Origin of the sequence: Bradyrhizobium yuanmingense (assembly GCF_029167105.1) — a bacterium.
GTDB classification, from domain to species: domain Bacteria; phylum Pseudomonadota; class Alphaproteobacteria; order Rhizobiales; family Xanthobacteraceae; genus Bradyrhizobium; species Bradyrhizobium yuanmingense_A.
Map to the genome: position 1 here is coordinate 1 of NZ_JARFML010000010.1, position 20,713 is coordinate 20,713.

The following is a 20,713-nucleotide window of genomic DNA, read 5'->3' on the forward strand; positions in this document are numbered from 1 at the left end:
TTGGCCCCGGCTCCCTTCGGCAGCCACCCCTCAATAAAACTCGGCTGCCCCGTCTGCTTCACTGCCATCGCTACCCTCCAAGGCTTTGCCCTAGGGAATCACAAATGGCGAATTACGCAACAGGCCCACAAGGGGAGAAGGGAAGAGCACATCTACCTGAACACATGCAGCGCCACGTATTGCAGCAGCATGATCGCCTTGGCGTCGATGATGCGGCCGTCGGCGATCATCGCGAGGGCTTCGTCAATGGAGAGCTCCAGCACCTCGATGTCCTCGCCCTCGTGTTCGAGACCGCCGCCGTCGCTCACCCGCATCTCGGGCTCGTATTCGGCGACGAAGAAATGCAGCTTCTCGGTGATGGCGCCGGGGCTCATAAAGGCCTCGAACACCTTGTGGACGTGGTGCAGGCGATAGCCGGTCTCTTCCTCCGCCTCGGCCCGGATGCGCTCCTCGGGTTCGGCGTTGTCGAGCACGCCGGCGGCGGCCTCGATCAAGAGGTCGTCGTGACCACGGATGAAGGCCGGCAGGCGGAACTGGCGCACCAGGATCACGGTCCGCCGTGCGAGATTATACGGCAGCACAGCGGCGGCATTGTCGCGCTCATAGGTCTCGCGATGCTGGGTCTGCCACTCGCCATTGGCCCGCCGGTATTCGAAGGTCGTGGTCTTCAGCGTGGTCCAGCCGTCCGAGAGCACGCGGACGTCCTTGATGCGGACGCGGTCGGAAATGGTCATGGCTGGATCTCAATTGCTTGGCGTGTTCGCACGGCCGTCGAGCCACTTCTGGAACATCACGGATGTCGATAGCTCGAAGCCGAGCGAGCCGTAGAACGCATTGGCCTGCGCGTTCTCGCGGCGGACCAGGAGCTGCAGCTTTGCGATACCCGCACGCCGCAGCCAGTCCTCGGCGGCTGCCATGATCACGCGGCCGTAGCCGCGCTTCTGGCAATCAGGGTCGACCGCGACGTAATAGACCCAGCCGCGATGGCCGTCATGGCCGACCATCACGGTGGCGACGATCGCGCCATTCTCCCGGCCGACCAGCACGGTGGAATTGTCGCGCCGCCGCGCCAGTGCGATGTCGGCATGGGGATCGTTCCAGGGACGCGTCAGGCCGCAGCGCTGCCACAGCGCGACAACCAGCTCGACATCGGCATCGGTGATCGCATCGATCGCAAGGGAAGCGCTCACAGCACCTTCCCTGGATTCATGATGCCGAGCGGATCGAGCATCGCCTTGATGGATCGCATCAGCTCGATGGCGGTCTTGTCCTTCACCTCGGGCAGTTCGTCGCGCTTGAGCACGCCGATGCCGTGCTCGGCCGAGATCGAGCCGCCCATGCGTAGCACGATCTCGAACACCACCGCGTTCACATCATGCCAGCGCGCGAGGAAATCGGCCGTGCTCGCGCCGATCGGCTGGCTGACGTTGTAATGCAGATTGCCGTCGCCGAGATGGCCGAACGGCACCGGCCGGGCGCCGGGGATCAGCCTCACCACGGCCGCATCGGCTTCCGCGATGAATTCGGGCACGGCCGCAACCGGGACGGAGATATCGTGCTTGATCGAGCCGCCTTCCGGCTTCTGCGCCGCCGACATCTCGTCGCGCAGCTTCCAGAACGCAGCCCGCTGGGCGAGGCTCGCCGCGATCACGGCGTCGTCGACGATCTCCTCCTCCATGGCACGGCTGAGGATCGTCTCCAGCGGCGTGCGGGCATCCTCGCTCGGCGATGACAATTCCATCAGCACGTACCAGGGATGCTTCGCCTCAAGCGGATCGCGCACGTCGATGCCGTGGCGGACGGAGAAATCCACCGCCAGCTCCGACAGCAGCTCGAAGCTCGTCAGCGCATTGGCGGCTTCGCCTTGCGCGAGGGTCAGCAGCTTCAGCGCCGCCGCCGGCGATTTCAGCCCGACGAAGGCGGTCTCGATCGCCCGCGGCTTCGGAAACAGCTTCAGCGTCGCAGCGGTGATGATGCCGAGCGTGCCTTCGGCGCCGATGAAGAGGTTGTGCAGATTGTAGCCGGTGTTGTCCTTCTTCAGCTTCGACAGCGAATTGAGCACGCGCCCGTCGGCGAGCACCACTTCCAGGCCCAGCGCCATCTCGCGCGCGACGCCATAGGCGAGCGCCGCGGTGCCGCCGGCATTGGTCGAGAGATTGCCGCCGATGGTGCAACTGCCTTCGGCCCCTAACGACAGCGGAAACAGCCGGTCGACCTCGGAGGCCTTGGCTTGCGCGATCTGCAGCACCACGCCGGCCTCACACGTCATGGTGTTGGAGGCGGTGTCGACTTCGCGGATCTTGTCGAGCCGGCGCAGCGACACCACCACCTCGCCATTGTGCGGCGTCTGGCCGCCGACGAGCCCGGTGTTGCCGCCCTGCGGCACCAGCGCGATGTTGTGTGCGGAGGCGAGCTTGCAGATCGCGGCGACCTCCGCGGTCGAACCAGGGCGCAGCACCAGCGGCGAACGGCCGTGGAACAGATTGCGCTCCTCGGTGACGTAAGGCTCGACATCGGTCGGGTCGGTGATCGCGTGGCGTTCGCCGACGATCTTGCGGAATTGCTCGATCAATTCGGGCGCAAGCGGCGGGATGGCAGGCTTGTTGATGTTCATGTCCTCGTCTCTTGCTTCAACGCGCCACCGCGGCGCGGCGCAGCCGGTCGTTGATCGCCTCGCCCAGACCATCTTCGGGAATCGGCATCACCGCAATCGCCCGCGGTCCTTTCGCATCGAGGCTGCGAAGATAGCCGAACAGATTGGCGGCGGCTTCATCGAGATCGGCGGCGGGCGACAAATTCATCACGGCTGATGCGGCGTCAAGACCGGGCAGGCGCTCCGGGCCGAACGCCAGCAGCGCCTCGCCCGGCGCGACCTCACGTGCGTTGAGCCGCACATGGGCGCGCGGCGCGTAATGCGAGGCCAACATGCCAGGTGCCAGCGGCTGGCTGTCGTCGCTGCCAGCCTCCGCCGGCGGCCGCGCCAGCGGCGCGCCCAGCACCGCCTCGATCCGCTCGCGGGACAGCCCGCCGGGACGAAGCAGCATCGGCGCGTCGAAGCAGCCGACAATCGTCGATTCCACGCCGACCATAACAGGCCCTGCGTCGATGATCAGGTCGATCCGCCCGGCAAGGTCGCTCTCGACATGCGCGGCCAGCGTCGGCGAGACGTGGCCGGAGATGTTGGCCGAGGGCGCCACCACGGCGCCGCCGAAGGCGCGCAGAATCGCCTGCGCGACGGGATGGGCGGGGATGCGGATCGCCACCGTGTCGAGGCCAGCCGTGGCGAGATCCGCCACCGGGCAGTCCCCGGTCTTGGGCACCACCAGCGTCAGCGGCCCCGGCCAGAACGCCTCCGCGAGCGCGAGCGCTCGCGCATCAAACCACCCGATCCGCCACGCGGCCTTGAGGTCCGCGACATGCGCGATCAGCGGATTGAACGCCGGCCGGCCCTTGGCGGCGTAGAGATGGGCGATCGCGGCGGCATTGGCGGCATCCGCCCCGAGCCCATAGACCGTCTCGGTCGGAAACGCGACCAGCCCGCCGGCCGCCAAGGTCCGGGCGGCGGCTTCCGCGCCAGCCGCGCCGGCCGGCAAAATCAGCGTCTCGACACCCGTTTTCACAGGGATAAAATTCCTCATCTCGGCCGCTTGCAGTGCGTCAAACCCGACGCTATAAGCCGCCTTCTTGTCGGAGTGTGGCTCAGCCCGGTAGAGCACTGCGTTCGGGACGCAGGGGTCGCAGGTTCGAATCCTGCCACTCCGACCATTCTTCCAAAAAATCGACGTTTTCCTAAAGGCTTGGCAGACCGGCCGCCGGCACCTCAGGACGCCTTTTTGCAACGATTTCGGGACCGGGTCCACGGTGGATTTGGTCCGAGCAGGGCAGCCTGTTGCGGCGGCATGGCTTGTCATGGGTCGACCCCGAGGGGTTAGCGTTGCGAGATAGGTCAGAGGACGTCGCGCCGCTCAAACGGAATTCGAAGCGCCGTCCCCTCGATGCGTCCGCAATGACCTCATGAACCGCGGCGGCCCACTGCATAGCTGCACTCGGGAGAATCGGTTGCTGTCCAGTCAGGCCGATGGCTAGATGAACGCACAGTCGATCGGGCGTTCGAGAGCGCGATCGGCCAACAAAAAGCAGGGCTGGAAATCATGAACAAGACAATCGTCGCACTCGCCACAGCGTTCGGCTTTGCTGCTTGCAGCCCGGCATGGGCTGCGTGGCCTGACGACAAGCCGATCGAAGTCGTGGTCGGCTTCGCGCCTGGCGGCGGCACCGATGTCATGGCGCGCAAGCTTCTCCCCTTTGTCGAGCGCGCGCTGGGCGGCAAGGCGAAATTTGTCGTCTTGAACAAGCCCGGCGCCGGCGGAGAGATCGCGTTTACTTCGATCGCGCGCGCGGCGCCCGACGCCTATGCGGTCGGTGTCGTCAACGTGCCCGGCTACAATTTCCTGCCGATGACCCGCAAGACCCAATACACCACGGACGACATCCGGCTGGTCGCACGGGTGGTCGAAGATCCGAACGTGATCGTGGTGCCCGCGGACAGCAGATTCAGCAATCTTGCTGATGTTATTGCCGCGCTTCGCAGCAAGCCGGGCTCGGTGAGCTTCGGACACAATGGCGCCGGCACCAACGGTCATCTGGCCATTCGCATGCTCGCGGCAGCCGCGAAGGTCGAGCCCAACGAAATCTCCTACAGAGGAACGGCGGCACAGCGCACCGATCTTTTGGGCGGGCATCTGGACGTCGGGATGGTCACTGTCAGCGAGATTCCCGAGTTGCATGGCACCAACAAGGGGCCACTTCGCGTCATCGCGATCCTGTCGAAGAAGCGCTTTGCAGCGCTGCCGGACGTTCCGACGGCAGAAGAGGTGGGCTTTCCGGTCATGACGACGGCGGAGCGCGGCTTTGCGGTTCCCAAGGGCGTTCCGGACGACATCGTCAAGAAGCTGGAAGCCGGGATCGCCGAGGGCCTGCGTAGTCCAGAATACCTGACGGGTTCGCCCGGGGATGAGCCGGTGATCGCCTTCATGCCTGGCGCGGAGTGGCAGAAACGCCTCGATGACATGTCCGAAGCCCTGCGTCCTTTTGCCGAGCAGATGCGGGCAAGCGAACAGAAGTGATTGATCCTGCTCTGGCAGGCGGTTGCTGAGACTATTCGTCTTGCTTCGGGCCGCTGCAAATCAAGTCTCGATGGCCGCGCTGTCTCATGTTTGCCGCCCCTCATGCGCAAACGGCGCGGCCGTGATCGGCCGCGCCGCTGTGATCTTGCGATGTGAAGGGCCCTAGTCCTCGTAGTCGTAGGGTGCGTAGGCCGATGCGCCCCAGCGGGGCTCGTTGTAGCCGTAGCCCGGGCCCCAATAGCCGTAGGTGTTGGTGTTGTGCCAACCGCCGATGCGCTGGCATTGACCGACGCCGGCCATCAACTGGCCGCCGCTCATGGCGGGTCCGGCGGCGCCGACTGCTTCTCCAGCCGGTGGGGTGCACGGGCCGGGACCGCGTCCCGCAGCGAGGCTGGGGCTTGCAGTTGCGAGCGGCAAAATCGCGGCCAGAGTTGCGGCGACGCTCACGAGTTTCGTACGTGTCATGGTTGTCTCCATGTTCGGGGTTTAACGGGGGGCCAATCCCTCCTGCCTGGAGACGTTCCGCGCGGAACGGTCGCGATTTCGCGAGCAAAAAGGGTTTCCTCGGGTTTCACGGAACGCCGCGATTTCCATTCACGTGAGTGGGCCATCGCGAGCCGCGCATCATCTGCGAGCCACCAGCACACCGACGAGGAAGGCCACCAGCAGCGACGGCAGCGGGGCCTCGCGCACCATGCCGCGGACGACATCTTGCCAGTGCTGCTCCGGCACCAGTTTCGGCGATCGCACGTTGGGCGCGGGCGATATGCCCCAGTGCGATGCGAGCTCGGCGACCTCGCTTTGCGCGAGGCGCACGCCGTCGCGGACGCGAAAGATCGCGGCCTCGGACCGCTGGCGCGGCGCGAGCAGCATGAAGGTCTCGACCGCGGTGCGCAGCGTCATCTCGCCGTAGCCTTGCAGCCTGACCTGCTCCTCGGGATCGGACGTCATGCGAAATCCCTCACGGCGTCAAATTCTTCACAGTGAGAAGTGGCGCGATGGTGAAGGCCGCCGCCGTGCACAGAACCAGCGTGGGTCCGGCCACGTCGCGCGCGAGATCGGTGCGCGTCAGGTGCCTGCTCATGGTCTTGCTCCATGCTTTGCATGGAAATGGCCGCCGCCGCGCTTGGTTCCCTGCGCCGGCGCGAATCGGCAGGCCGACTATTTCCGCAGCAGCTCGCTCAAGGCCGCCGTCGCCTCGGCGCAGCGGATGTCGTCGATCTCCCGCGACAGGCTGAGCGCGCTCGATCTCAGCTCCTCGAGCTTCCAGCTGTCCGGATGCTGGTTTTCGAGCTGACCGAGACGCTTGTTCAGATCGTCCAGTCTCGATTGAAGCTGCCCGATGCTGGCGGCGCCATTCACTTTCCAAACGCGTTGTGCACGCATCGTCGTTCCCCTGATAGTCTCACGGCCTTGTGAGAGCGGTTCATGGCCGGAATGGGAGTTTGTTTTGTCCGGCTTCAGACGGTGGGGAACCGTTGCAGATCGGCAACGAAGTTCCTGTTTGGTTGCTCACCCAGCGCCGCACGATGATACCCGCAGGCACGGAATTTGATTGTGCCCTCGGTACGGGGCGCCGAGGCGGCCTGTGCGCGCGGTGGTAGGCTCGGGCCGGGGCGCACTCGAAAAAGATGAGGAATGACGCGTGAGGAGAATTGTGACCATTGCAGCCGGCCAGCTCGGACCGATCGCGAGGAGCGAGACCAGGACCGCGGTGGTGGCGCGGCTGATGGGATTGATGCGCGAGGCGCGGGCCTGCGGCTGCGACCTGATCGTCTATCCCGAGCTGGCGCTGACCACGTTCTTTCCGCGCTGGTACTTCGAGGACCAGGCCGAGATCGACAGCTTCTTCGAGCGCGAGATGCCGGGCCCCGAGACGCAGGCGCTGTTCGATCTCGCCCGCGAGCTCGGCATCGGCTTCTGTCTCGGCTATGCCGAGCTGACGCTCGAGGCCGGGATCGTCAGGCGCTACAACACGTCCATCCTCGTCGACAAGAGCGGCGCGATCGTCCTGAAATATCGCAAGGTGCATCTGCCCGGCCATGCCGAGCACGAGCCGTGGCGCGAATTCCAGCATCTGGAGAAGCGCTATTTCGAGCCCGGCAGCGGCTTCGGCGTGGTCGATGCCTTCGGCGGCGTGATCGGCATGGCGATCTGCAACGACCGCCGCTGGAGCGAGACCTATCGCGTGATGGGCCTGCAGGGCGTCGAGATGGTGCTGATCGGCTACAACACGCCGGTGCACAATCCGCCAGCGCCGGAGCATGACGATCTCTCGCTGTTCCACAATCATCTGGTGATGCGGGCCGGCGCCTATCAGAACGGCACCTTCGTGGTCGGGGTCGCCAAGGCCGGTGTGGAGGAGGGCGTCGACCACATCGGCGGCAGCTGCATCATCGCGCCCTCGGGCGAGATCATTGCGGCCTGCACGACAAAGAGCGACGAGATCGCGCTGGCGCGCTGCGATCTCGATCTCTGCAATTCCTACAAGCGCACCACTTTCAATTTCGACGTGCACCGCCAGCCGCGTGCCTACGGCATGATCGTCGAGCGGAAGGGCGCGACGATCATGGCGGATGGGACGCCGGTGCCGCGGAGGGGGTGACGCTCTCTCCTTCGTCATTGATTCCTTTCACGACCACGTGTGTTTATTCGGGAACGTTCATTCCCTATTATCCCGCAATGCAAAAGACCGCCCGCCGCTCCCGGCCTGCCGCCCGTCTGCCCGGCCGTCCCCGGGAATTCGACATGGACACCGCGCTCGACCGCGCCGTGCGTGTGTTTCGCGAGCGCGGCTATCATGCCACCTCGATCGGGGACCTCACTGCGGCGATGCGGCTCGCGACGGGAAGCATCTACAAGGCGTTTCGCGACAAGCATGCGGTGTTTCTCGCCGCCTTCGAGCGCTACACGGCCCTGCGCCAGCAGCAGACCCGCAGCGCGGCGGCGCGTGGTGCAAACGGCCGCGAGCAAATCCGCAACGTGCTGCTGTCCTATGTCGAGCACTCCCGGGGAATCGAGGGGCGGCGCGGCTGCCTCGTGGTCGGCAGCGCGGTCGAACTGTCCGCGCTCGATCCGGTCGTGGGTGCCCGCGTCAGCACACAGCTCGCGAGCAACGAGAGCTTCATCGCCGGCCTCATCCGCGCCGGACAGGCCGATGGCTCGATCCCCCGCCATGTCCTGGCCGACGACACCGCGCGGCTGATGCTCTGCATCACGCAGGGAATGCGCGTCGTCGGCAAGGCTCGTCTGCCGCTCGACGCAGAGCGTCTCGTCGGCGCCGCAATGAAGCTGCTCGCCTGAATTTTTTGTCAGAATAGGGAATGACCATTCCCTATACCTTACCTAATGGCCATTCCCTGCGCCTTACCTGGAGACCATGCGAATGACGATGAATGCCACGATCGAGGCCGCGCCCGGGCCGGATGCGGTGTCGCAGCGCCTGACCTTCGTGCTTGCCGCGGCCTGTGGCATGGTCGCCGCCAACATCTATTATGCGCAGCCGCTGATCGCCCCGATCAGCGCGGCGCTCGGCCTGTCGCATGCGGCGGCGGGGCTGATCGTGACGATGACGCAGATCGGCTACGGCACCGGGCTGCTGCTGATCGTGCCGCTCGGCGATCTCGTCGAGAACCGCGCGCTGATCTGCTCTGTGATCATGCTCGGCGCCGCGGCGCTGCTCGCCGCGGCGTTCGCAACCCATGCGCTGCCGTTCCTGCTCGCCGCACTGTTCATCGGCCTCGGCTCGGTCGCGGTGCAGATCATCATCCCCTATGCGGCGCATCTGGCGCCTGAAGCCATCCGCGGCCGCGTCGTCGGCAACGTCTCGACCGGCCTGATGCTCGGCATCATGCTGGCGCGTCCGGTGTCGAGCTTCGTCACCGCCTTGCTGTCGTGGCACGCAGTGTTCTTCGCCTCCGCTGCGCTGATGATCGTGCTCGCAGCCGTGCTCTGGATGACGCTGCCGAAGCGCAAGCCGGTCACGCGGATGCATTACGGCCAATTGCTGCTGTCGATGCCGGATCTGGTGCGGGCCACGCCGCTGCTGCGGCGCCGCGCGCTGTACCAGGCGAGCCTGTTCGGCGCCTTCACCCTGTTCTGGACGGTGGCGCCGCTCCAGCTCGCCGGCGAGTTCGGCTTCTCCCAGCGCGGCATCGCGCTGTTCGCGCTGGCCGGCGTCGCCGGCGTGTTCGCAGCACCGATCGCCGGGCGCCTCGCGGACCTCGGCCATAGCCGGATCGCGACGCTGGTCGCGATGCTGCTCACGTCCGCCGGCTTCCTCGTGACCTCCATCGGCGCACACGGCTCGGTGCTGAACCTCGCCTGTTTGGTGGTGGCCGCGATTGCGATCGATACCGGCGTCCAGGGCAATGTGGTGCTGGGCTTCCGCGCCATCTTCGCGCTCGGGCACGAGCACCGCAGTCGCCTCAATGGTCTCTACATGGCGACGTTCTTCGCCGCCGGCGCGGTCGGCTCGGCGGTCGGAGCCTGGGCGTTTGCACAGGGCGGCTGGACGCTCGCATCGGCCATTGGCCTTGCTTTGCCCGTCGCGGGGTTGCTCTACGCGCTGACCGAGTAGCGGCCGTCGCCGGAACGGTGCGATGCGACCGACCTCGCGATGACGCAATTTCCATCTCGCGGATTGGTAGCGGTTGTAGTACTTTCGTCGTAACGCACCTGGTTAATGGGCGGCAGGGGGATGCGGATGAAACGTGCGGGGCTGTTTGGCGCACGGCGGGTACGGCCATGGTCGTGGCGGGCGTTTCTGCTCGGGCTCGCCGTCGTCACGGTGTCGGCCGTGGTTCAGGGCATCTGTGTCCTGCTTGGCGCAAAGCTCTATTTCGCAGCGTTCCTGCCCGGCCTGTTCGTGCTTGCGCTGATGGCGGGTGCACCGGCGGCGGCATTCGCCGCGCTGCTCACCGTGCCGCTGGTGTGGTGGGCGTTCATCCCGCCCTTCTTCGAGCTCAATGCGCTGACCAGCGTGCATGCCGATTCCATCAACCTGTTCTGTCTTCTTGCCGTCCTCCTAATCGGCCTGGCCGATCTCTGCCGCGCGACGATGACGATCGTCAGAAGCGGCGGGCTGAAGCCTTCGGGCGAGAGCGCGGCAACGAATCCGCAATAGATCGCGCCGCGCGTTGCGCCCGAGCAACAGTCCGGCAACCATCCGCGAACTTGCCGCGCGCCGCTAACTTTTCGAAAAAGATTTGGCCGCAGTTTCTCCCGCGGGAATGACGAGGGAGTTTTCGGACATGAACGGTCACGCCATCCTGGAGAACGTGCGCCGCTACCGCGGCATCGCATCGCTCTATCGCCAGACCGCAGCGTTCCGCCCGGGCCAGAGCTGGTCGCTGCTGGAGCAGGCGAGCGAGTGGGAGGCGCGGGCGCTGTCGGAGCTGGAAGCCTATTTCGCCTCGCGCACGGACCACGCCGCCCCGCTCGCGGCCTGATCGCCGGCCATCGGCGCGCCCCTGAACCGGCTCGCCGAAGGCGCGACCGCCACGGGCAACTACGGAGTTGTCTCCGCATCCTTCTGTGCTAGCAACGGCCGAGACATTCTTCACGTCGGCCGGGGCACGCGATGACCACCTTCAACCGCATCTTCACGACGGAGCGCCTGCTCCAGATCATCGTAGTGCTGGCGGCGACGCTCGCCATGAAGCTGATGAGCTGAGCGAAGGCCGGCTATCGTCCGTCCAGCTCGGGCAAATCAGGCAGATAATTCGAGCCTTCCGAGCCGAGAAAATCGAACATCGCCTGCGCGGGCGGCAGCAGCACCTTGTCGCTGCGGCGGATCACGTACCATTGCCGCACGATCGGCAGGCCCGCGACGTCGAGCACGACGAGCCGGCCCTCGGCGAGCTCATGCGCCACGGTGTGAGCCGAGATGAAGGCGATGCCGAGCCCGGCGATGACCGCCTGCTTGATGGTCTCGTTGCTGCTCATCTCCATGCCGATGATCGGCTCGAGATCCGATTTCTGGAACATGCCTTCCATCAGCGTCCGCGTACCCGAGCCGGGCTCGCGGGTGAGGAAGGTCTCGTGCACGAGATCGGTCAGGCTGAGGCCCGAATCCTTCTCCAGCCAATGGCCCTTGCGCGCGACGATGATGTGCGGGTTGCGCCCGAGCTGGCGGACGTCGACGGTGACGTCGGCCGGTGGCCGACCCATTACCGCGAAGTCGAGGTCGTAGCCGTGCATGGCCTCGCGGATCTCCTCGCGATTGCCGATGGTGAGCTTGATCTCGATCTTGGGGTAGCGCTTGGAGAACGCCGCGATCGCATGCGGCACGAAATATTTGGCGGTCGAGACCGCACCGAGATGCACGGTGCCGCCGGTCCGCCCCGCGAGCAGGTCGAGCGCGCCCTGGCAATCCGTGATCGCGGCCTCGACCCGTTCGGCCAGCGCCAGCACCTCCTTGCCGGCTTCCGTCAGCAGCATGCCGTCGCCGGTCCGCTGCACCAGGGGCAGGCCGGCCAGATCCTGCAACTGCCGCAGCTGCTGGGTCACGGCCGGCTGGGTCAGCCCGAGATGGCTCGACGCCGCCGTCACGCTGCCTTTGGCCGAGAGCGCCGCGAGCGAGCGCAGCTGCCGGATCGTCAGATGCCGGAGCTGGGCCGCTGCATGGCCGGGGCCATTATAAGAAAATTCTTTGAGGCTCATTATGAATAGAAATTTTCCTTATTAAGCCGTCCCTGTCAATCTCCTGATGCCGACACTGATCGCGACCTGCCTCCGCCGGGGAGGGAATGGATGCGGCGCCGGCACAGGGGATGGACGCAGATGACTGGGCAACTCAGGCTGGACGACCACCTTCAACGGTATTCCGAGACCGCGCCGCATGCGCTGGCCGTGGCAGCCGCGGTCGATGCCATTGCGACCGCGGCGATCGAGATTGCCGATCTCATCGCCAGCGGCGATCTCGCCGACGCCTCGGGCCTGACCACCGGGCGCAACAGCGACGGCGATCTACAACGCGACCTCGACGTCCAGGCGGACGCGATCCTGCGCCGCTGCCTCGGCCGGCTGCCGATCGCGGCGCTGGCGTCGGAGGAGATGCGCGAGGCCCAGATCGTCGACCGTAAGGGGCGCATCTGCATCGCGATCGATCCGCTCGACGGCTCCTCCAACATCGACATCAACATGACCGTCGGCACGATCTTCTCGATCCTGCCGGCCCCCGATGATCTCTCACTCGCCTTCCAGCAGCGGGGCTCGGCGCAGCTCGCGGCGGGCTTCGTCACCTACGGCCCGCAGACCTCGCTGGTGCTGACGCTCGGCGACGGCGTCGACATCTTCACGCTCGACCGCAAGGCGGGCTGCTTCCGCTTCGCGCGCAGCGGCGTGCAGATCGCCGAAGCCTGCGAGGAGTTCGCGATCAACGCCTCGAACCGCCGGCATTGGGATCCGCCGGTGCGTGCCTTCATCGACGAATGCCTCGCCGGCGTCGACGGGCCGGCCAACCACGATTTCAACATGCGCTGGATCGGCTCGCTGGTCGCGGAGGCCTATCGCATCCTCACCCGCGGCGGCGTGTTTCTCTACCCTTCCGATGCGCGGCCCGGCTACGGCGACGGCCGCCTGCGCCTGACCTACGAGGCGCACCCGATGGCCATGATCATCGAGCAGGCCGGCGGCTCGGCCTCGACCGGACGCGAGCGCATCCTCGATCTGTCGGCGCAGAGCCTGCACCAGCGCGTGCCGCTAATCATGGGTTCGAGCAACGAGGTGCGCCGCGTCGAGGAGCTGCATTGCGATCCGCTGCTGGTCGCCAGCGTTTCAGCGCCGCTGTTCGCGCGGCGCGGATTCTTCCGGCTCTGAGCGAGGCGTCCCATGTCCAGGAAGCATCCGATCATCTCCATCACCGGCTCCTCCGGCGCCGGCACCACCTCGGTCAAAAAGACCTTCGAGCAGATCTTTTTCCGTGAGAAGGTCAACGCCGTCTACATCGAGGGCGACGCCTTCCACCGTTACGACCGTGTCGAGATGCGTGCGCAGATGGCGAAGGAGGCCGAGCGCGGCAACAAGCATTTCAGCCATTTCAGCCCCGAGACCAATTTGTTCGAGGAGCTGGAGCGCGCCTTCCGCGACTACGGCGAGACCGGCACCGCGGTGACGCGGCACTACGTCCACGACGCCGACGAATCGGCGCTGCATGGCGCGGCACCAGGCACCTTCACCGACTGGAAGCAGCTGCCGGAGGATTCGGACCTGCTGTTCTACGAGGGCCTGCACGGCGCCGTAGTCACCGATAAGGTGAACGTCGCGCGCTATGCCGACCTCAAGATCGGCGTCGTGCCCGTCATCAACCTCGAATGGATCCAGAAGCTGCACCGCGACCGCAGCGCACGCGGCTATTCGACCGAGGCGGTCACCGACACCATCCTGCGGCGGATGCCCGACTACATCCACTACATCTGTCCGCAATTCACCGAGACCGACATCAACTTCCAGCGCGTGCCGACGGTGGACACCTCCAATCCGTTCATCGCGCGCTGGATCCCGACGCCCGACGAATCGATGGTGGTGATCCGCTTCAAGAATCCGCGCGGAATCGACTTCCCCTATCTGCTCTCGATGCTGCCGCAGAGCTGGATGTCGCGCGCCAATTCGATCGTGTGCCCGGGCGCGAAGCTGGACCTGGCCATGCAGCTGATCCTGACGCCGCTGATCATGCAGCTGATCGAGCGCAAGCGCAGCCTGAAGTGAACAGGGAGAGACTCCGATGAACATCTCCGTCCATGCCGAAGCCGACCTCAATGCGGTCACGCACAACGATCTCGCCAATGCCGTCCGCTTCCTCGCGGTCGACGCCATCGAGGCAGCGCAGTCAGGCCATCCCGGGCTGCCCATGGGCATGGCCGACGTCGCGACTGTGCTGTTCTCGCGCTTCCTGAAGTTCGACTCGGCGCATCCGAACTGGCCGGACCGCGACCGCTTCGTGCTGTCGGCGGGGCACGGCTCGATGCTGCTCTATGCGCTGCTGCATCTCACCGGCGGCGATATCAGCCTCGACGACATCAAGGCCTTTCGCCAGTGGGGCTCGAAGACGCCGGGCCACCCCGAATATGGCCACACGGCTGGTGTCGAGACCACGACGGGACCGCTGGGCCAGGGCATTGCGACCGCGGTCGGCATGGCGCTCGCCGAGCGGATGGCGAATGCGCGGCATGGCGATGGGCTCGTCGATCACTTCACCTATGTCATCGCGGGCGATGGCTGCCTGATGGAAGGCCTCAGCCAGGAGGCGATCTCGCTGGCCGGTCATCTCGGGCTCGGCCGCCTGATCGTGCTGTTCGACGACAACGGCATCTCCATCGACGGTCCGACCTCGCTGGCGACATCGGACGACCAGCTCGCGCGCTTCGCTGCCTCCGGCTGGTCGGTGCGCCGCGTCGACGGACATGATCCCGAAGCGGTGGCGCAGGCGATAGCGGAGGAGCGTGAGACCGCAAAGCCGTCGCTGATCGCTTGCCGCACCATCATCGGCTATGGCGCGCCTGATAGGCAGGGCACGGAGAAGGCGCATGGTGCGCCGCTCGGCACTGAGCAGACCGCCGCTGCGCGCCGGACGCTGGGTTGGGACTATCAGCCTTTTGTGGTGCCGATCCCGGTGCTCAAGGCTTGGCGGATGATCGGGCAGCGCGGGCAGGTCGACCGCCTCGCCTGGCTCGATCGTTACGAAGGTGCGACGCCGGAGCAGCGCGACCTGTTCGTCGAGGGCAAAGCCGTGACTCTGCCCGCCGCCTATGCGCTGGCCGCGGCGAAATTGCGTGAGCACTTTGCATCCGAGCGGCCGAAGCTGGCGACGCGGCAGGCCTCGCAACAGGTGCTCGAGGGAATCGCAGGAACAATTCCCGGCCTGGTCGGCGGCTCCGCGGACCTCACCCATTCGAACCTGACGCATGCCAAGGCGCAGGCGCCGGTCAAGAGCGGTGCGTTCGCCGGCGACTACATCCACTATGGCATCCGCGAGCACGGTATGGCCGCAGCGATGAACGGCCTTGCGCTGCATGGCGGCTTCATCCCCTATGGCGGTACGTTCCTGGCGTTCTCCGATTACAGCCGGCCCGCGATCCGCCTTGCGGCCCTGATGCGGCTGCGCGTCATCCATGTCATGACCCACGACTCCATCGGGCTCGGCGAGGACGGCCCGACGCATCAGCCGGTCGAGCATCTCGCGGCGTTGCGCGTCATTCCCAACCTGCTCGTGTTCCGCCCCGCCGATGCGGTGGAGACGCTGGAAGCCTGGGATTGCGCACTCACGGCGGAGCATCGCCCCTCAGTGCTGTGCCTGTCGCGGCAGGCCTTGCCGGCATTCCGCAGCGATGCGCGCGGCAGAAACCGCGTCGCGAACGGAGCCTATCTCGTCGTCTCGCCGGATGGCGGCCGCGACGTGACGCTGATCGCAACCGGCTCGGAAGTCTCGATTGCCCTGGAAGCCGCCCGCCTGCTCGCGACCGAGCACGTTCGCGCCGCCGTCGTCTCGGCGCCTTGCTTGGCACTGTTCGAGGAGCAGCCGGAAGATTACCGCGCCGCCGTGCTTGGCACCGCGCCGCGTGTCGGTGTCGAGGCCGCTGTCGCCGGCGACTGGCATCGCTGGATCGGCGCCGACGGCGAATTCGTCGGCATGCGCGGCTTCGGCGCCTCGGCGCCAGCGCCGGTGCTGTACCGCGAATTCGGCATCACGCCGCAAAGCGTTGCGGAAGCGGCCCGCCGGGCGATCGCCCGCAAGAGCCAATAAGGAGGACGACTCTTGCCCCGTATCACCCTTCGCCAACTGCTCGATCACGCTGCCAGCCACGGCTACGCCGTGCCGGCGTTCAACATCAACAACATGGAGCAGGGCATCGCGATCATGCAGGCGGCGGCCGCGGTCGATGCGCCGGTCATCATCCAGGCCTCGCGCGGCGCGCGCAGCTATGCCGGCGATCTCATGCTTTCGCACATGATCGACGCGCTGGAGCGGACCTATCCCGACATACCGCTCTGCATGCACCAGGACCACGGCAATGACGAAGCGACCTGCGCCTCGGCCATCACCCATGGCTTCACCTCGGTCATGATGGATGGCTCGCTCAAGGCCGACGCCAAGACGGCGGCCGACTATGACTATAACGTCGCGATCACGCGCCGCGTCGTCGATCTCGCCCATTGGGTCGGCGCTTCCGTCGAAGGCGAGCTCGGCGTGCTCGGTTCGCTCGAGCACTGCGGCGGTGAACAGGAGGATGGTCACGGCGTCGAGGGCAAGGTCGATCACGACCAGCTCTTGACCGATCCGGACCAGGCCGTCGACTTCGTCCGTGCAACCAAGGTCGATGCGCTCGCGATCGCGATGGGGACCTCGCACGGTGCCTACAAGTTCAGCCGCAAGCCCGATGGCGATATCCTGGCGATGCGGGTGGTCGAGGAGATCCATCGCCGGCTGCCGAACACGCATCTGGTCATGCATGGCTCATCCTCGGTGCCGCAGCCGCTGCAGGACATGTTCAACCAGTTCGGCGGCGAGATGCCGCAGACCTGGGGTGTGCCGGTCGAGGAGATCGTTCGCGGCATCCGGAGCGGCGTGCGCAAGGTCAATATCGACACCGATTGCCGGCTGGCGATGACCGCGGTGTTCCGAAAGGTGGCGGCGGAAGCGCGCTCCGAGTTCGACCCACGCAAGTTCCTCAAGCCGGCGATGGACGCAATGCGCGAACTGTGCCGCGAGCGGTTCGAGCAGTTCGGTACGGCGGGCCACGCCAGCAAGATCAAGGTCATTCCGATGAGCGAGATGGCGCTGCGCTATCGCGCCGGCGAGCTCGACCCGCGCATCAATGCCCGCGAGCCGGTTGCCGCCTAATCAATCAGAAAGAGCAGAGAAAAGAGCAGGAGAGAGACATGAACGCACATGCAGGCACGGTCCGCGGCAAAGAGCGCTATCGCTCCGGCGTGATGGAATACAAGCGCATGGGCTATTGGGAGCCCGATTACACGCCAAAGGACACCGACGTCATCGCGCTGTTCCGAGTCACGCCGCAGGAGGGCGTCGACCCGATCGAGGCCTCCGCCGCGGTTGCCGGCGAATCCTCGACTGCGACCTGGACGGTGGTGTGGACCGATCGCCTGACGGCGGCCGAGAAGTATCGCGCCAAGTGCTATCGCGTCGATCCCGTTCCGGGCTCGCCAGGATCGTATTTCGCCTACATCGCCTACGATCTCGACCTGTTCGAGCCGGGCTCGATCGCGAACCTTTCGGCCTCGATCATCGGCAATGTGTTCGGCTTCAAGCCGCTGAAGGCGCTCCGGCTCGAGGACATGCGCTTTCCCGTCGCCTATGTGAAGACGTTCCAGGGACCGGCGACCGGCATCGTCGTGGAGCGCGAGCGGCTCGACAAGTTCGGCCGGCCGCTGCTCGGCGCGACCGTGAAGCCGAAGCTTGGTCTGTCCGGCCGCAATTACGGCCGCGTGGTCTATGAGGCGCTGAAGGGCGGGCTCGATTTCACCAAGGACGACGAGAACATCAACTCGCAGCCCTTCATGCATTGGCGCGATCGCTTCCTCTATTGCATGGAGGCGGTGAATCGCGCGCAGGCCGCCTCCGGCGAGGTGAAGGGGACCTATCTCAACGTCACCGCGGCCACCATGGAGGACATGTACGAGCGTGCGGAGTTCGCCAAGGAGCTCGGCTCGGTGATCGTGATGATCGACCTCGTGATCGGCTACACCGCGATCCAGTCCATGGCCAAATGGGCACGGCGCAACGACATGATCCTGCATCTGCATCGCGCCGGCCACTCCACCTATACGCGGCAGAAGAGCCATGGCGTGTCGTTCCGCGTCATCGCCAAATGGATGCGCCTTGCCGGTGTCGACCACATCCATGCCGGCACGGTGGTGGGCAAGCTCGAAGGCGATCCCAACACCACGCGCGGCTACTACGATGTCTGCCGCGAGGACTTCAACCCGACCAAGCTCGAGCATGGCCTGTTTTTCGACCAGTCCTGGGCGAGCCTCAACAAGATGATGCCGGTGGCCTCCGGCGGCATCCATGCCGGGCAGATGCACCAGCTGCTCGATCTGTTAGGGGAGGACGTCGTGCTGCAGTTCGGCGGCGGCACCATCGGCCACCCCATGGGCATTGCGGCCGGCGCGACCGCCAACCGCGTGGCGCTGGAAGCGATGATCCTCGCCCGCAATGAGGGCCGCGACTATGTCCACGAGGGCCCGGAGATCCTGGCCAAGGCGGCCCAGACCTGCACGCCGCTGAAGGCTGCGCTCGAGGTCTGGAAGGATGTCACCTTCAACTATCAATCCACCGACACGCCGGACTTCGTGCCGACCGCGCTGGAAACCGTCTGAGGAGATTTGAGATGAAGATCACCCAGGGCTGCTTCTCGTACCTGCCGGATCTGACCGACGAGCAGATCACCAGCCAGGTGCAGTATTGCCTCGCCAATGGCTGGGCGGTGAACATTGAGTTCACCGACGATCCGCATCCCCGCAACACCTATTGGGAGATGTGGGGATTGCCGATGTTCGATCTCCACGACGCCGCCGGCGTGATGATGGAGCTCGCCGAGTGCCGCAGGGTCTATGGCGACCGCTATATCCGCATCAGCGGCTTCGATGCCAGCCACGGCTGGGAGTCGGTGCGGATCTCCTTCCTCGTCAACCGGCCGAAGCAAGAGACGGAGTTCGAGCTGGTGCGGCAGGAGGTCGGCGGCCGTGCGGTCCGCTACACCACGGTTCGAAAGCCGGCCGCGCACGCGCCAGCTTAAGCCATCCGCTTCCGCGCGGAGCTCTCCCTGCTCCGCATCCTGGCGGACCACTGCTTCGCCGCCTCGCTCGCGGCGAAGCTCTTTTCTTCGAGGGTAGTCATGCTCGATGTCCCCCACGCAACCACGACCGAACACAGCGAGACCCATTTCGATCTCCGAAAGGAGGCTGAAGCCGCCGGGATCACCGAGACGCTGCAACAGCTCGATCAGGAGCTGATCGGGCTCAAGCCGGTGAAGAACCGCGTGCGCCAGATCGCCTCACTGCTGCTGATCGAGCGCATCCGGCAGCGTGCGGGCCTGGCATCGGCGCCGCCGACGCTGCACATGTCGTTCACCGGCAATCCCGGCACCGGCAAGACCACCGTGGCGCTGCGCATGGCCAGGATCCTGCACGGGCTCGGCTTCGTGCGGCGCGGGCAGGTGATCTCGGTGACGCGCGACGATCTCGTCGGCCAGTATATCGGCCACACCGCGCCGAAGACCAAGGAGATCCTGAAAAAGGCGATGGGCGGCGTGCTGTTCATCGACGAGGCCTATTACCTGCATCGTCCCGACAACGAGCGCGACTACGGCCAGGAATCGATCGAGATCCTGCTCCAGGTGATGGAGAACCAGCGCGAGGACCTGGTCGTGATCCTCGCCGGCTATGGCGAGCGGATGACGAGCTTCTTTGCCTCCAATCCCGGTTTCCGCTCGCGCATTGCCCATCACATCGAATTCCCCGACTATGCGGAGGCCGAGCTGCTGGTCATTGCCGAGCTGATGCTGAAGGAGCGCGGCTATCGCTTCTCGGCGGCGGCGCGCGAGGCGTTCGAGAAGTACGTCGCGCTGCGCCGGACCCAGCCGTTCTTCTCCAACGCGCGCTCGATCCGCAACGCCGTCGACCGGATCCGCCTGCGGCAGGCCGATCGGCTGGTGTCGGATCTCGATCGCATGCTCGATGTCGCCGACCTCGAAACCATCGATGCCATGGACGTGCTGGCCAGCCGGGTCTTCGGCGGCGGTGCGGATGCGCGGAGTGCAGTGCCATGACGAAGGAGATCATGATCGCTCCCTCGATCCTCGCCGCGGATTTCGCGCATCTCGGCGAGGAGGTCGCTGCGATCGACGCCGCTGGGGCCGACTGGATCCATTGCGACGTCATGGACGGACACTTCGTGCCGAACATCAGTTTCGGTGCCGACGTCATCAAGGCGATCCGCCCCTATTCGAAGAAACCGTTCGACGTGCATTTGATGATCGCGCCGACAGATCCCTATCTCGAGGCGTTCGCAAAGGCCGGAGCGGACATCATCACGGTGCACGCCGAAGCGGGGGCGCATCTCGACCGCTCGCTGCAGGCGATCCGCTCGCTCGGCAGCAAGGCTGGCGTCAGCCTTTGTCCGTCGACCCCGGAAGCGGTGATCGAGTATGTGCTCGATCGGATCGATCTCGTGCTGGTGATGACGGTCAATCCGGGCTTTGGCGGCCAATCCTTTATCGCATCGCAGATCGACAAGATCAGGCGGATCAGGACCATGATCGGCGGGCGGCCGATCCGGCTCGAGGTCGACGGCGGTGTCACGCGCGACAATGCCGCGGCCGTGGCTGCAGCGGGCGCCGACACGCTGGTTGCGGGCTCCGCCGTGTTTCGCGGCAAGAGCGCTGGCGAATATGCCGCCAATATCGCGGCCATTCGCATCGCCGCGGAGACCGGCCGGGTTCCGAAGCTGCAAGATAGTTCCGCGCCCGCGAAGCGGGCCGAAGAAAGTGCACTCATCCGGTAGATTACGGATCAGTTGCGGACCGCTGCTGGGGTCCCGGTGCGCCAAGGCGCGCCACTTTCGC

Annotated in this window: 23 protein-coding genes and 1 tRNA gene; 15 read left to right on the forward strand and 9 right to left on the reverse strand. The window is 65.7% G+C overall.

All coding sequences use genetic code 11. From position 1 onward, the window contains the following. Positions 1 to 152: 152 nt before the first annotated feature. The 4 genes from P0R31_RS14735 to P0R31_RS14750 are packed head-to-tail and all read right to left on the reverse strand — an operon-like array spanning position 153 to position 3,638. The gene (locus tag P0R31_RS14735) at positions 153 to 734 is read right to left on the reverse strand and encodes an NUDIX domain-containing protein (protein WP_275514693.1); all 582 of its coding nucleotides are present in this window, start codon (positions 732 to 734) and stop codon (positions 153 to 155) included. A 9-nt stretch (positions 735 to 743) separates the two neighbouring features. After that, positions 744 to 1,190 (reverse strand): GNAT family acetyltransferase, encoded by a 447-nt coding sequence (locus P0R31_RS14740; protein ID WP_275514694.1) that lies wholly within the window; start codon positions 1,188 to 1,190, stop codon positions 744 to 746. Beyond that, positions 1,187 to 2,614: an FAD-binding oxidoreductase gene (locus P0R31_RS14745; RefSeq protein ID WP_275514695.1), complete on the reverse strand. Its 1,428-nt coding sequence runs from the start codon at positions 2,612 to 2,614 to the stop codon at positions 1,187 to 1,189. The genes P0R31_RS14740 and P0R31_RS14745 overlap by 4 nt, the downstream gene beginning before the upstream one ends. Before the next feature lie 16 nt (positions 2,615 to 2,630). After that, the gene (locus P0R31_RS14750) at positions 2,631 to 3,638 is read right to left on the reverse strand and encodes an L-threonylcarbamoyladenylate synthase (RefSeq protein ID WP_275514696.1); all 1,008 of its coding nucleotides are present in this window, start codon (positions 3,636 to 3,638) and stop codon (positions 2,631 to 2,633) included. A gap of 50 nt (positions 3,639 to 3,688) precedes the next feature. Here P0R31_RS14750 and P0R31_RS14755 point away from each other — a divergent pair. Both P0R31_RS14755 and P0R31_RS14760 read left to right on the forward strand, forming a co-directional pair. After that, a tRNA-Pro gene (locus P0R31_RS14755) sits at positions 3,689 to 3,765 on the forward strand. A gap of 386 nt (positions 3,766 to 4,151) precedes the next feature. Then, positions 4,152 to 5,126: a tripartite tricarboxylate transporter substrate binding protein gene (locus P0R31_RS14760; protein ID WP_275514697.1), complete on the forward strand. Its 975-nt coding sequence runs from the start codon at positions 4,152 to 4,154 to the stop codon at positions 5,124 to 5,126. Between the two features lie 162 nt (positions 5,127 to 5,288). Here the strand turns inward: P0R31_RS14760 and P0R31_RS14765 are convergent, their stop codons facing one another. From P0R31_RS14765 to P0R31_RS14780, 4 genes are all read right to left on the reverse strand, one after another. After that, on the reverse strand, positions 5,289 to 5,591 hold the full coding sequence (locus tag P0R31_RS14765) for a hypothetical protein (RefSeq protein WP_275514698.1): 303 nt from the start codon (positions 5,589 to 5,591) through the stop codon (positions 5,289 to 5,291). 159 nt (positions 5,592 to 5,750) lie between these two features. Then, complete coding sequence (locus tag P0R31_RS14770) at positions 5,751 to 6,077, reverse strand: hypothetical protein (RefSeq protein WP_275514699.1); 327 nt, start codon at positions 6,075 to 6,077, stop codon at positions 5,751 to 5,753. Positions 6,078 to 6,087: 10 nt separating this feature from the next. Next, positions 6,088 to 6,210: a hypothetical protein gene (locus P0R31_RS14775; RefSeq protein ID WP_275514700.1), complete on the reverse strand. Its 123-nt coding sequence runs from the start codon at positions 6,208 to 6,210 to the stop codon at positions 6,088 to 6,090. A 77-nt stretch (positions 6,211 to 6,287) separates the two neighbouring features. After that, positions 6,288 to 6,512 (reverse strand): hypothetical protein, encoded by a 225-nt coding sequence (locus P0R31_RS14780; protein ID WP_025034576.1) that lies wholly within the window; start codon positions 6,510 to 6,512, stop codon positions 6,288 to 6,290. Between the two features lie 259 nt (positions 6,513 to 6,771). On the opposite strand from P0R31_RS14780, the gene P0R31_RS14785 reads away from it, so the two are divergent. From P0R31_RS14785 to P0R31_RS14805, 5 genes are all read left to right on the forward strand, one after another. Next, a complete protein-coding gene (locus P0R31_RS14785; RefSeq protein ID WP_275514701.1) occupies positions 6,772 to 7,731 on the forward strand; it encodes an N-carbamoyl-D-amino-acid hydrolase in 960 nt (319 codons plus the stop codon). Between the two features lie 77 nt (positions 7,732 to 7,808). Then, positions 7,809 to 8,429 carry a TetR/AcrR family transcriptional regulator gene (locus tag P0R31_RS14790; protein WP_343299317.1) on the forward strand — a complete coding sequence of 207 codons (621 nt, stop codon included), beginning with the start codon at positions 7,809 to 7,811 and terminating at the stop codon, positions 8,427 to 8,429. An 82-nt stretch (positions 8,430 to 8,511) separates the two neighbouring features. Then, positions 8,512 to 9,705 (forward strand): MFS transporter, encoded by a 1,194-nt coding sequence (locus tag P0R31_RS14795; protein WP_275514703.1) that lies wholly within the window; start codon positions 8,512 to 8,514, stop codon positions 9,703 to 9,705. 126 nt (positions 9,706 to 9,831) lie between these two features. Further along, a complete protein-coding gene (locus P0R31_RS14800) occupies positions 9,832 to 10,251 on the forward strand; it encodes a DUF4118 domain-containing protein (protein WP_275514704.1) in 420 nt (139 codons plus the stop codon). Positions 10,252 to 10,378: 127 nt separating this feature from the next. Beyond that, a complete protein-coding gene (locus P0R31_RS14805) occupies positions 10,379 to 10,576 on the forward strand; it encodes a hypothetical protein (RefSeq protein ID WP_157286986.1) in 198 nt (65 codons plus the stop codon). A 235-nt stretch (positions 10,577 to 10,811) separates the two neighbouring features. Here P0R31_RS14805 and P0R31_RS14810 read toward each other — a convergent pair whose 3' ends face one another. Continuing rightward, entirely contained in the window at positions 10,812 to 11,789 is a 978-nt protein-coding gene (locus P0R31_RS14810) for a LysR family transcriptional regulator (protein ID WP_275514705.1), read from the reverse strand. Between the two features lie 120 nt (positions 11,790 to 11,909). Between P0R31_RS14810 and P0R31_RS14815 the strand changes: the two genes are divergently transcribed. The 8 genes from P0R31_RS14815 to rpe all read left to right on the forward strand — a co-directional run bounded on the left by P0R31_RS14815 (position 11,910) and on the right by rpe (position 20,652). Continuing rightward, on the forward strand, positions 11,910 to 12,947 hold the full coding sequence (locus tag P0R31_RS14815) for a class 1 fructose-bisphosphatase (protein ID WP_275514706.1): 1,038 nt from the start codon (positions 11,910 to 11,912) through the stop codon (positions 12,945 to 12,947). A 12-nt stretch (positions 12,948 to 12,959) separates the two neighbouring features. Next, complete coding sequence (locus P0R31_RS14820; RefSeq protein WP_275514707.1) at positions 12,960 to 13,835, forward strand: phosphoribulokinase; 876 nt, start codon at positions 12,960 to 12,962, stop codon at positions 13,833 to 13,835. A 16-nt stretch (positions 13,836 to 13,851) separates the two neighbouring features. After that, entirely contained in the window at positions 13,852 to 15,870 is a 2,019-nt protein-coding gene (tkt, locus tag P0R31_RS14825; protein WP_275514708.1) for a transketolase, read from the forward strand. Between the two features lie 12 nt (positions 15,871 to 15,882). Then, positions 15,883 to 16,968 carry a class II fructose-bisphosphate aldolase gene (gene fba / locus P0R31_RS14830; RefSeq protein ID WP_275514709.1) on the forward strand — a complete coding sequence of 362 codons (1,086 nt, stop codon included), beginning with the start codon at positions 15,883 to 15,885 and terminating at the stop codon, positions 16,966 to 16,968. A 38-nt stretch (positions 16,969 to 17,006) separates the two neighbouring features. After that, the gene (locus P0R31_RS14835) at positions 17,007 to 18,467 is read left to right on the forward strand and encodes a form I ribulose bisphosphate carboxylase large subunit (RefSeq protein ID WP_036003865.1); all 1,461 of its coding nucleotides are present in this window, start codon (positions 17,007 to 17,009) and stop codon (positions 18,465 to 18,467) included. Positions 18,468 to 18,478: 11 nt separating this feature from the next. After that, positions 18,479 to 18,886, forward strand: coding sequence for a ribulose bisphosphate carboxylase small subunit (locus P0R31_RS14840; protein WP_275514710.1), 408 nt, complete (start codon positions 18,479 to 18,481; stop codon positions 18,884 to 18,886). Between the two features lie 99 nt (positions 18,887 to 18,985). Next, positions 18,986 to 19,918 (forward strand): CbbX protein, encoded by a 933-nt coding sequence (cbbX, locus tag P0R31_RS14845; RefSeq protein ID WP_275514711.1) that lies wholly within the window; start codon positions 18,986 to 18,988, stop codon positions 19,916 to 19,918. Next, complete coding sequence (gene rpe, locus P0R31_RS14850; RefSeq protein WP_275514712.1) at positions 19,915 to 20,652, forward strand: ribulose-phosphate 3-epimerase; 738 nt, start codon at positions 19,915 to 19,917, stop codon at positions 20,650 to 20,652. The genes cbbX and rpe overlap by 4 nt, the downstream gene beginning before the upstream one ends. Positions 20,653 to 20,713 lie beyond the last annotated feature (61 nt).

Bases quoted from the DNA above. Each gene is read 5' to 3' on its own strand.
- P0R31_RS14790 (WP_343299317.1), top strand. From the start codon at position 7,809: ATGCAAAAGACCGCCCGCCGCTCCCGGCCTGCCGCCCGTCTGCCCGGC.
- P0R31_RS14780 (WP_025034576.1), bottom strand. From the start codon at position 6,512: ATGCGTGCACAACGCGTTTGGAAAGTGAATGGCGCCGCCAGCATCGGG.
- cbbX (WP_275514711.1), top strand. From the start codon at position 18,986: ATGCTCGATGTCCCCCACGCAACCACGACCGAACACAGCGAGACCCAT.
- P0R31_RS14835 (WP_036003865.1), top strand. From the start codon at position 17,007: ATGAACGCACATGCAGGCACGGTCCGCGGCAAAGAGCGCTATCGCTCC.
- P0R31_RS14840 (WP_275514710.1), top strand. From the start codon at position 18,479: ATGAAGATCACCCAGGGCTGCTTCTCGTACCTGCCGGATCTGACCGAC.
- P0R31_RS14765 (WP_275514698.1), bottom strand. From the start codon at position 5,591: ATGACACGTACGAAACTCGTGAGCGTCGCCGCAACTCTGGCCGCGATT.
- P0R31_RS14775 (WP_275514700.1), bottom strand. From the start codon at position 6,210: ATGAGCAGGCACCTGACGCGCACCGATCTCGCGCGCGACGTGGCCGGA.
- P0R31_RS14760 (WP_275514697.1), top strand. From the start codon at position 4,152: ATGAACAAGACAATCGTCGCACTCGCCACAGCGTTCGGCTTTGCTGCT.
- P0R31_RS14820 (WP_275514707.1), top strand. From the start codon at position 12,960: ATGTCCAGGAAGCATCCGATCATCTCCATCACCGGCTCCTCCGGCGCC.
- tkt (WP_275514708.1), top strand. From the start codon at position 13,852: ATGAACATCTCCGTCCATGCCGAAGCCGACCTCAATGCGGTCACGCAC.
- P0R31_RS14735 (WP_275514693.1), bottom strand. From the start codon at position 734: ATGACCATTTCCGACCGCGTCCGCATCAAGGACGTCCGCGTGCTCTCG.
- rpe (WP_275514712.1), top strand. From the start codon at position 19,915: ATGACGAAGGAGATCATGATCGCTCCCTCGATCCTCGCCGCGGATTTC.
- P0R31_RS14810 (WP_275514705.1), bottom strand. From the start codon at position 11,789: ATGAGCCTCAAAGAATTTTCTTATAATGGCCCCGGCCATGCAGCGGCC.
- P0R31_RS14800 (WP_275514704.1), top strand. From the start codon at position 9,832: ATGAAACGTGCGGGGCTGTTTGGCGCACGGCGGGTACGGCCATGGTCG.
- P0R31_RS14805 (WP_157286986.1), top strand. From the start codon at position 10,379: ATGAACGGTCACGCCATCCTGGAGAACGTGCGCCGCTACCGCGGCATC.
- P0R31_RS14815 (WP_275514706.1), top strand. From the start codon at position 11,910: ATGACTGGGCAACTCAGGCTGGACGACCACCTTCAACGGTATTCCGAG.
- P0R31_RS14770 (WP_275514699.1), bottom strand. From the start codon at position 6,077: ATGACGTCCGATCCCGAGGAGCAGGTCAGGCTGCAAGGCTACGGCGAG.
- P0R31_RS14745 (WP_275514695.1), bottom strand. From the start codon at position 2,614: ATGAACATCAACAAGCCTGCCATCCCGCCGCTTGCGCCCGAATTGATC.
- P0R31_RS14750 (WP_275514696.1), bottom strand. From the start codon at position 3,638: ATGAGGAATTTTATCCCTGTGAAAACGGGTGTCGAGACGCTGATTTTG.
- P0R31_RS14795 (WP_275514703.1), top strand. From the start codon at position 8,512: ATGACGATGAATGCCACGATCGAGGCCGCGCCCGGGCCGGATGCGGTG.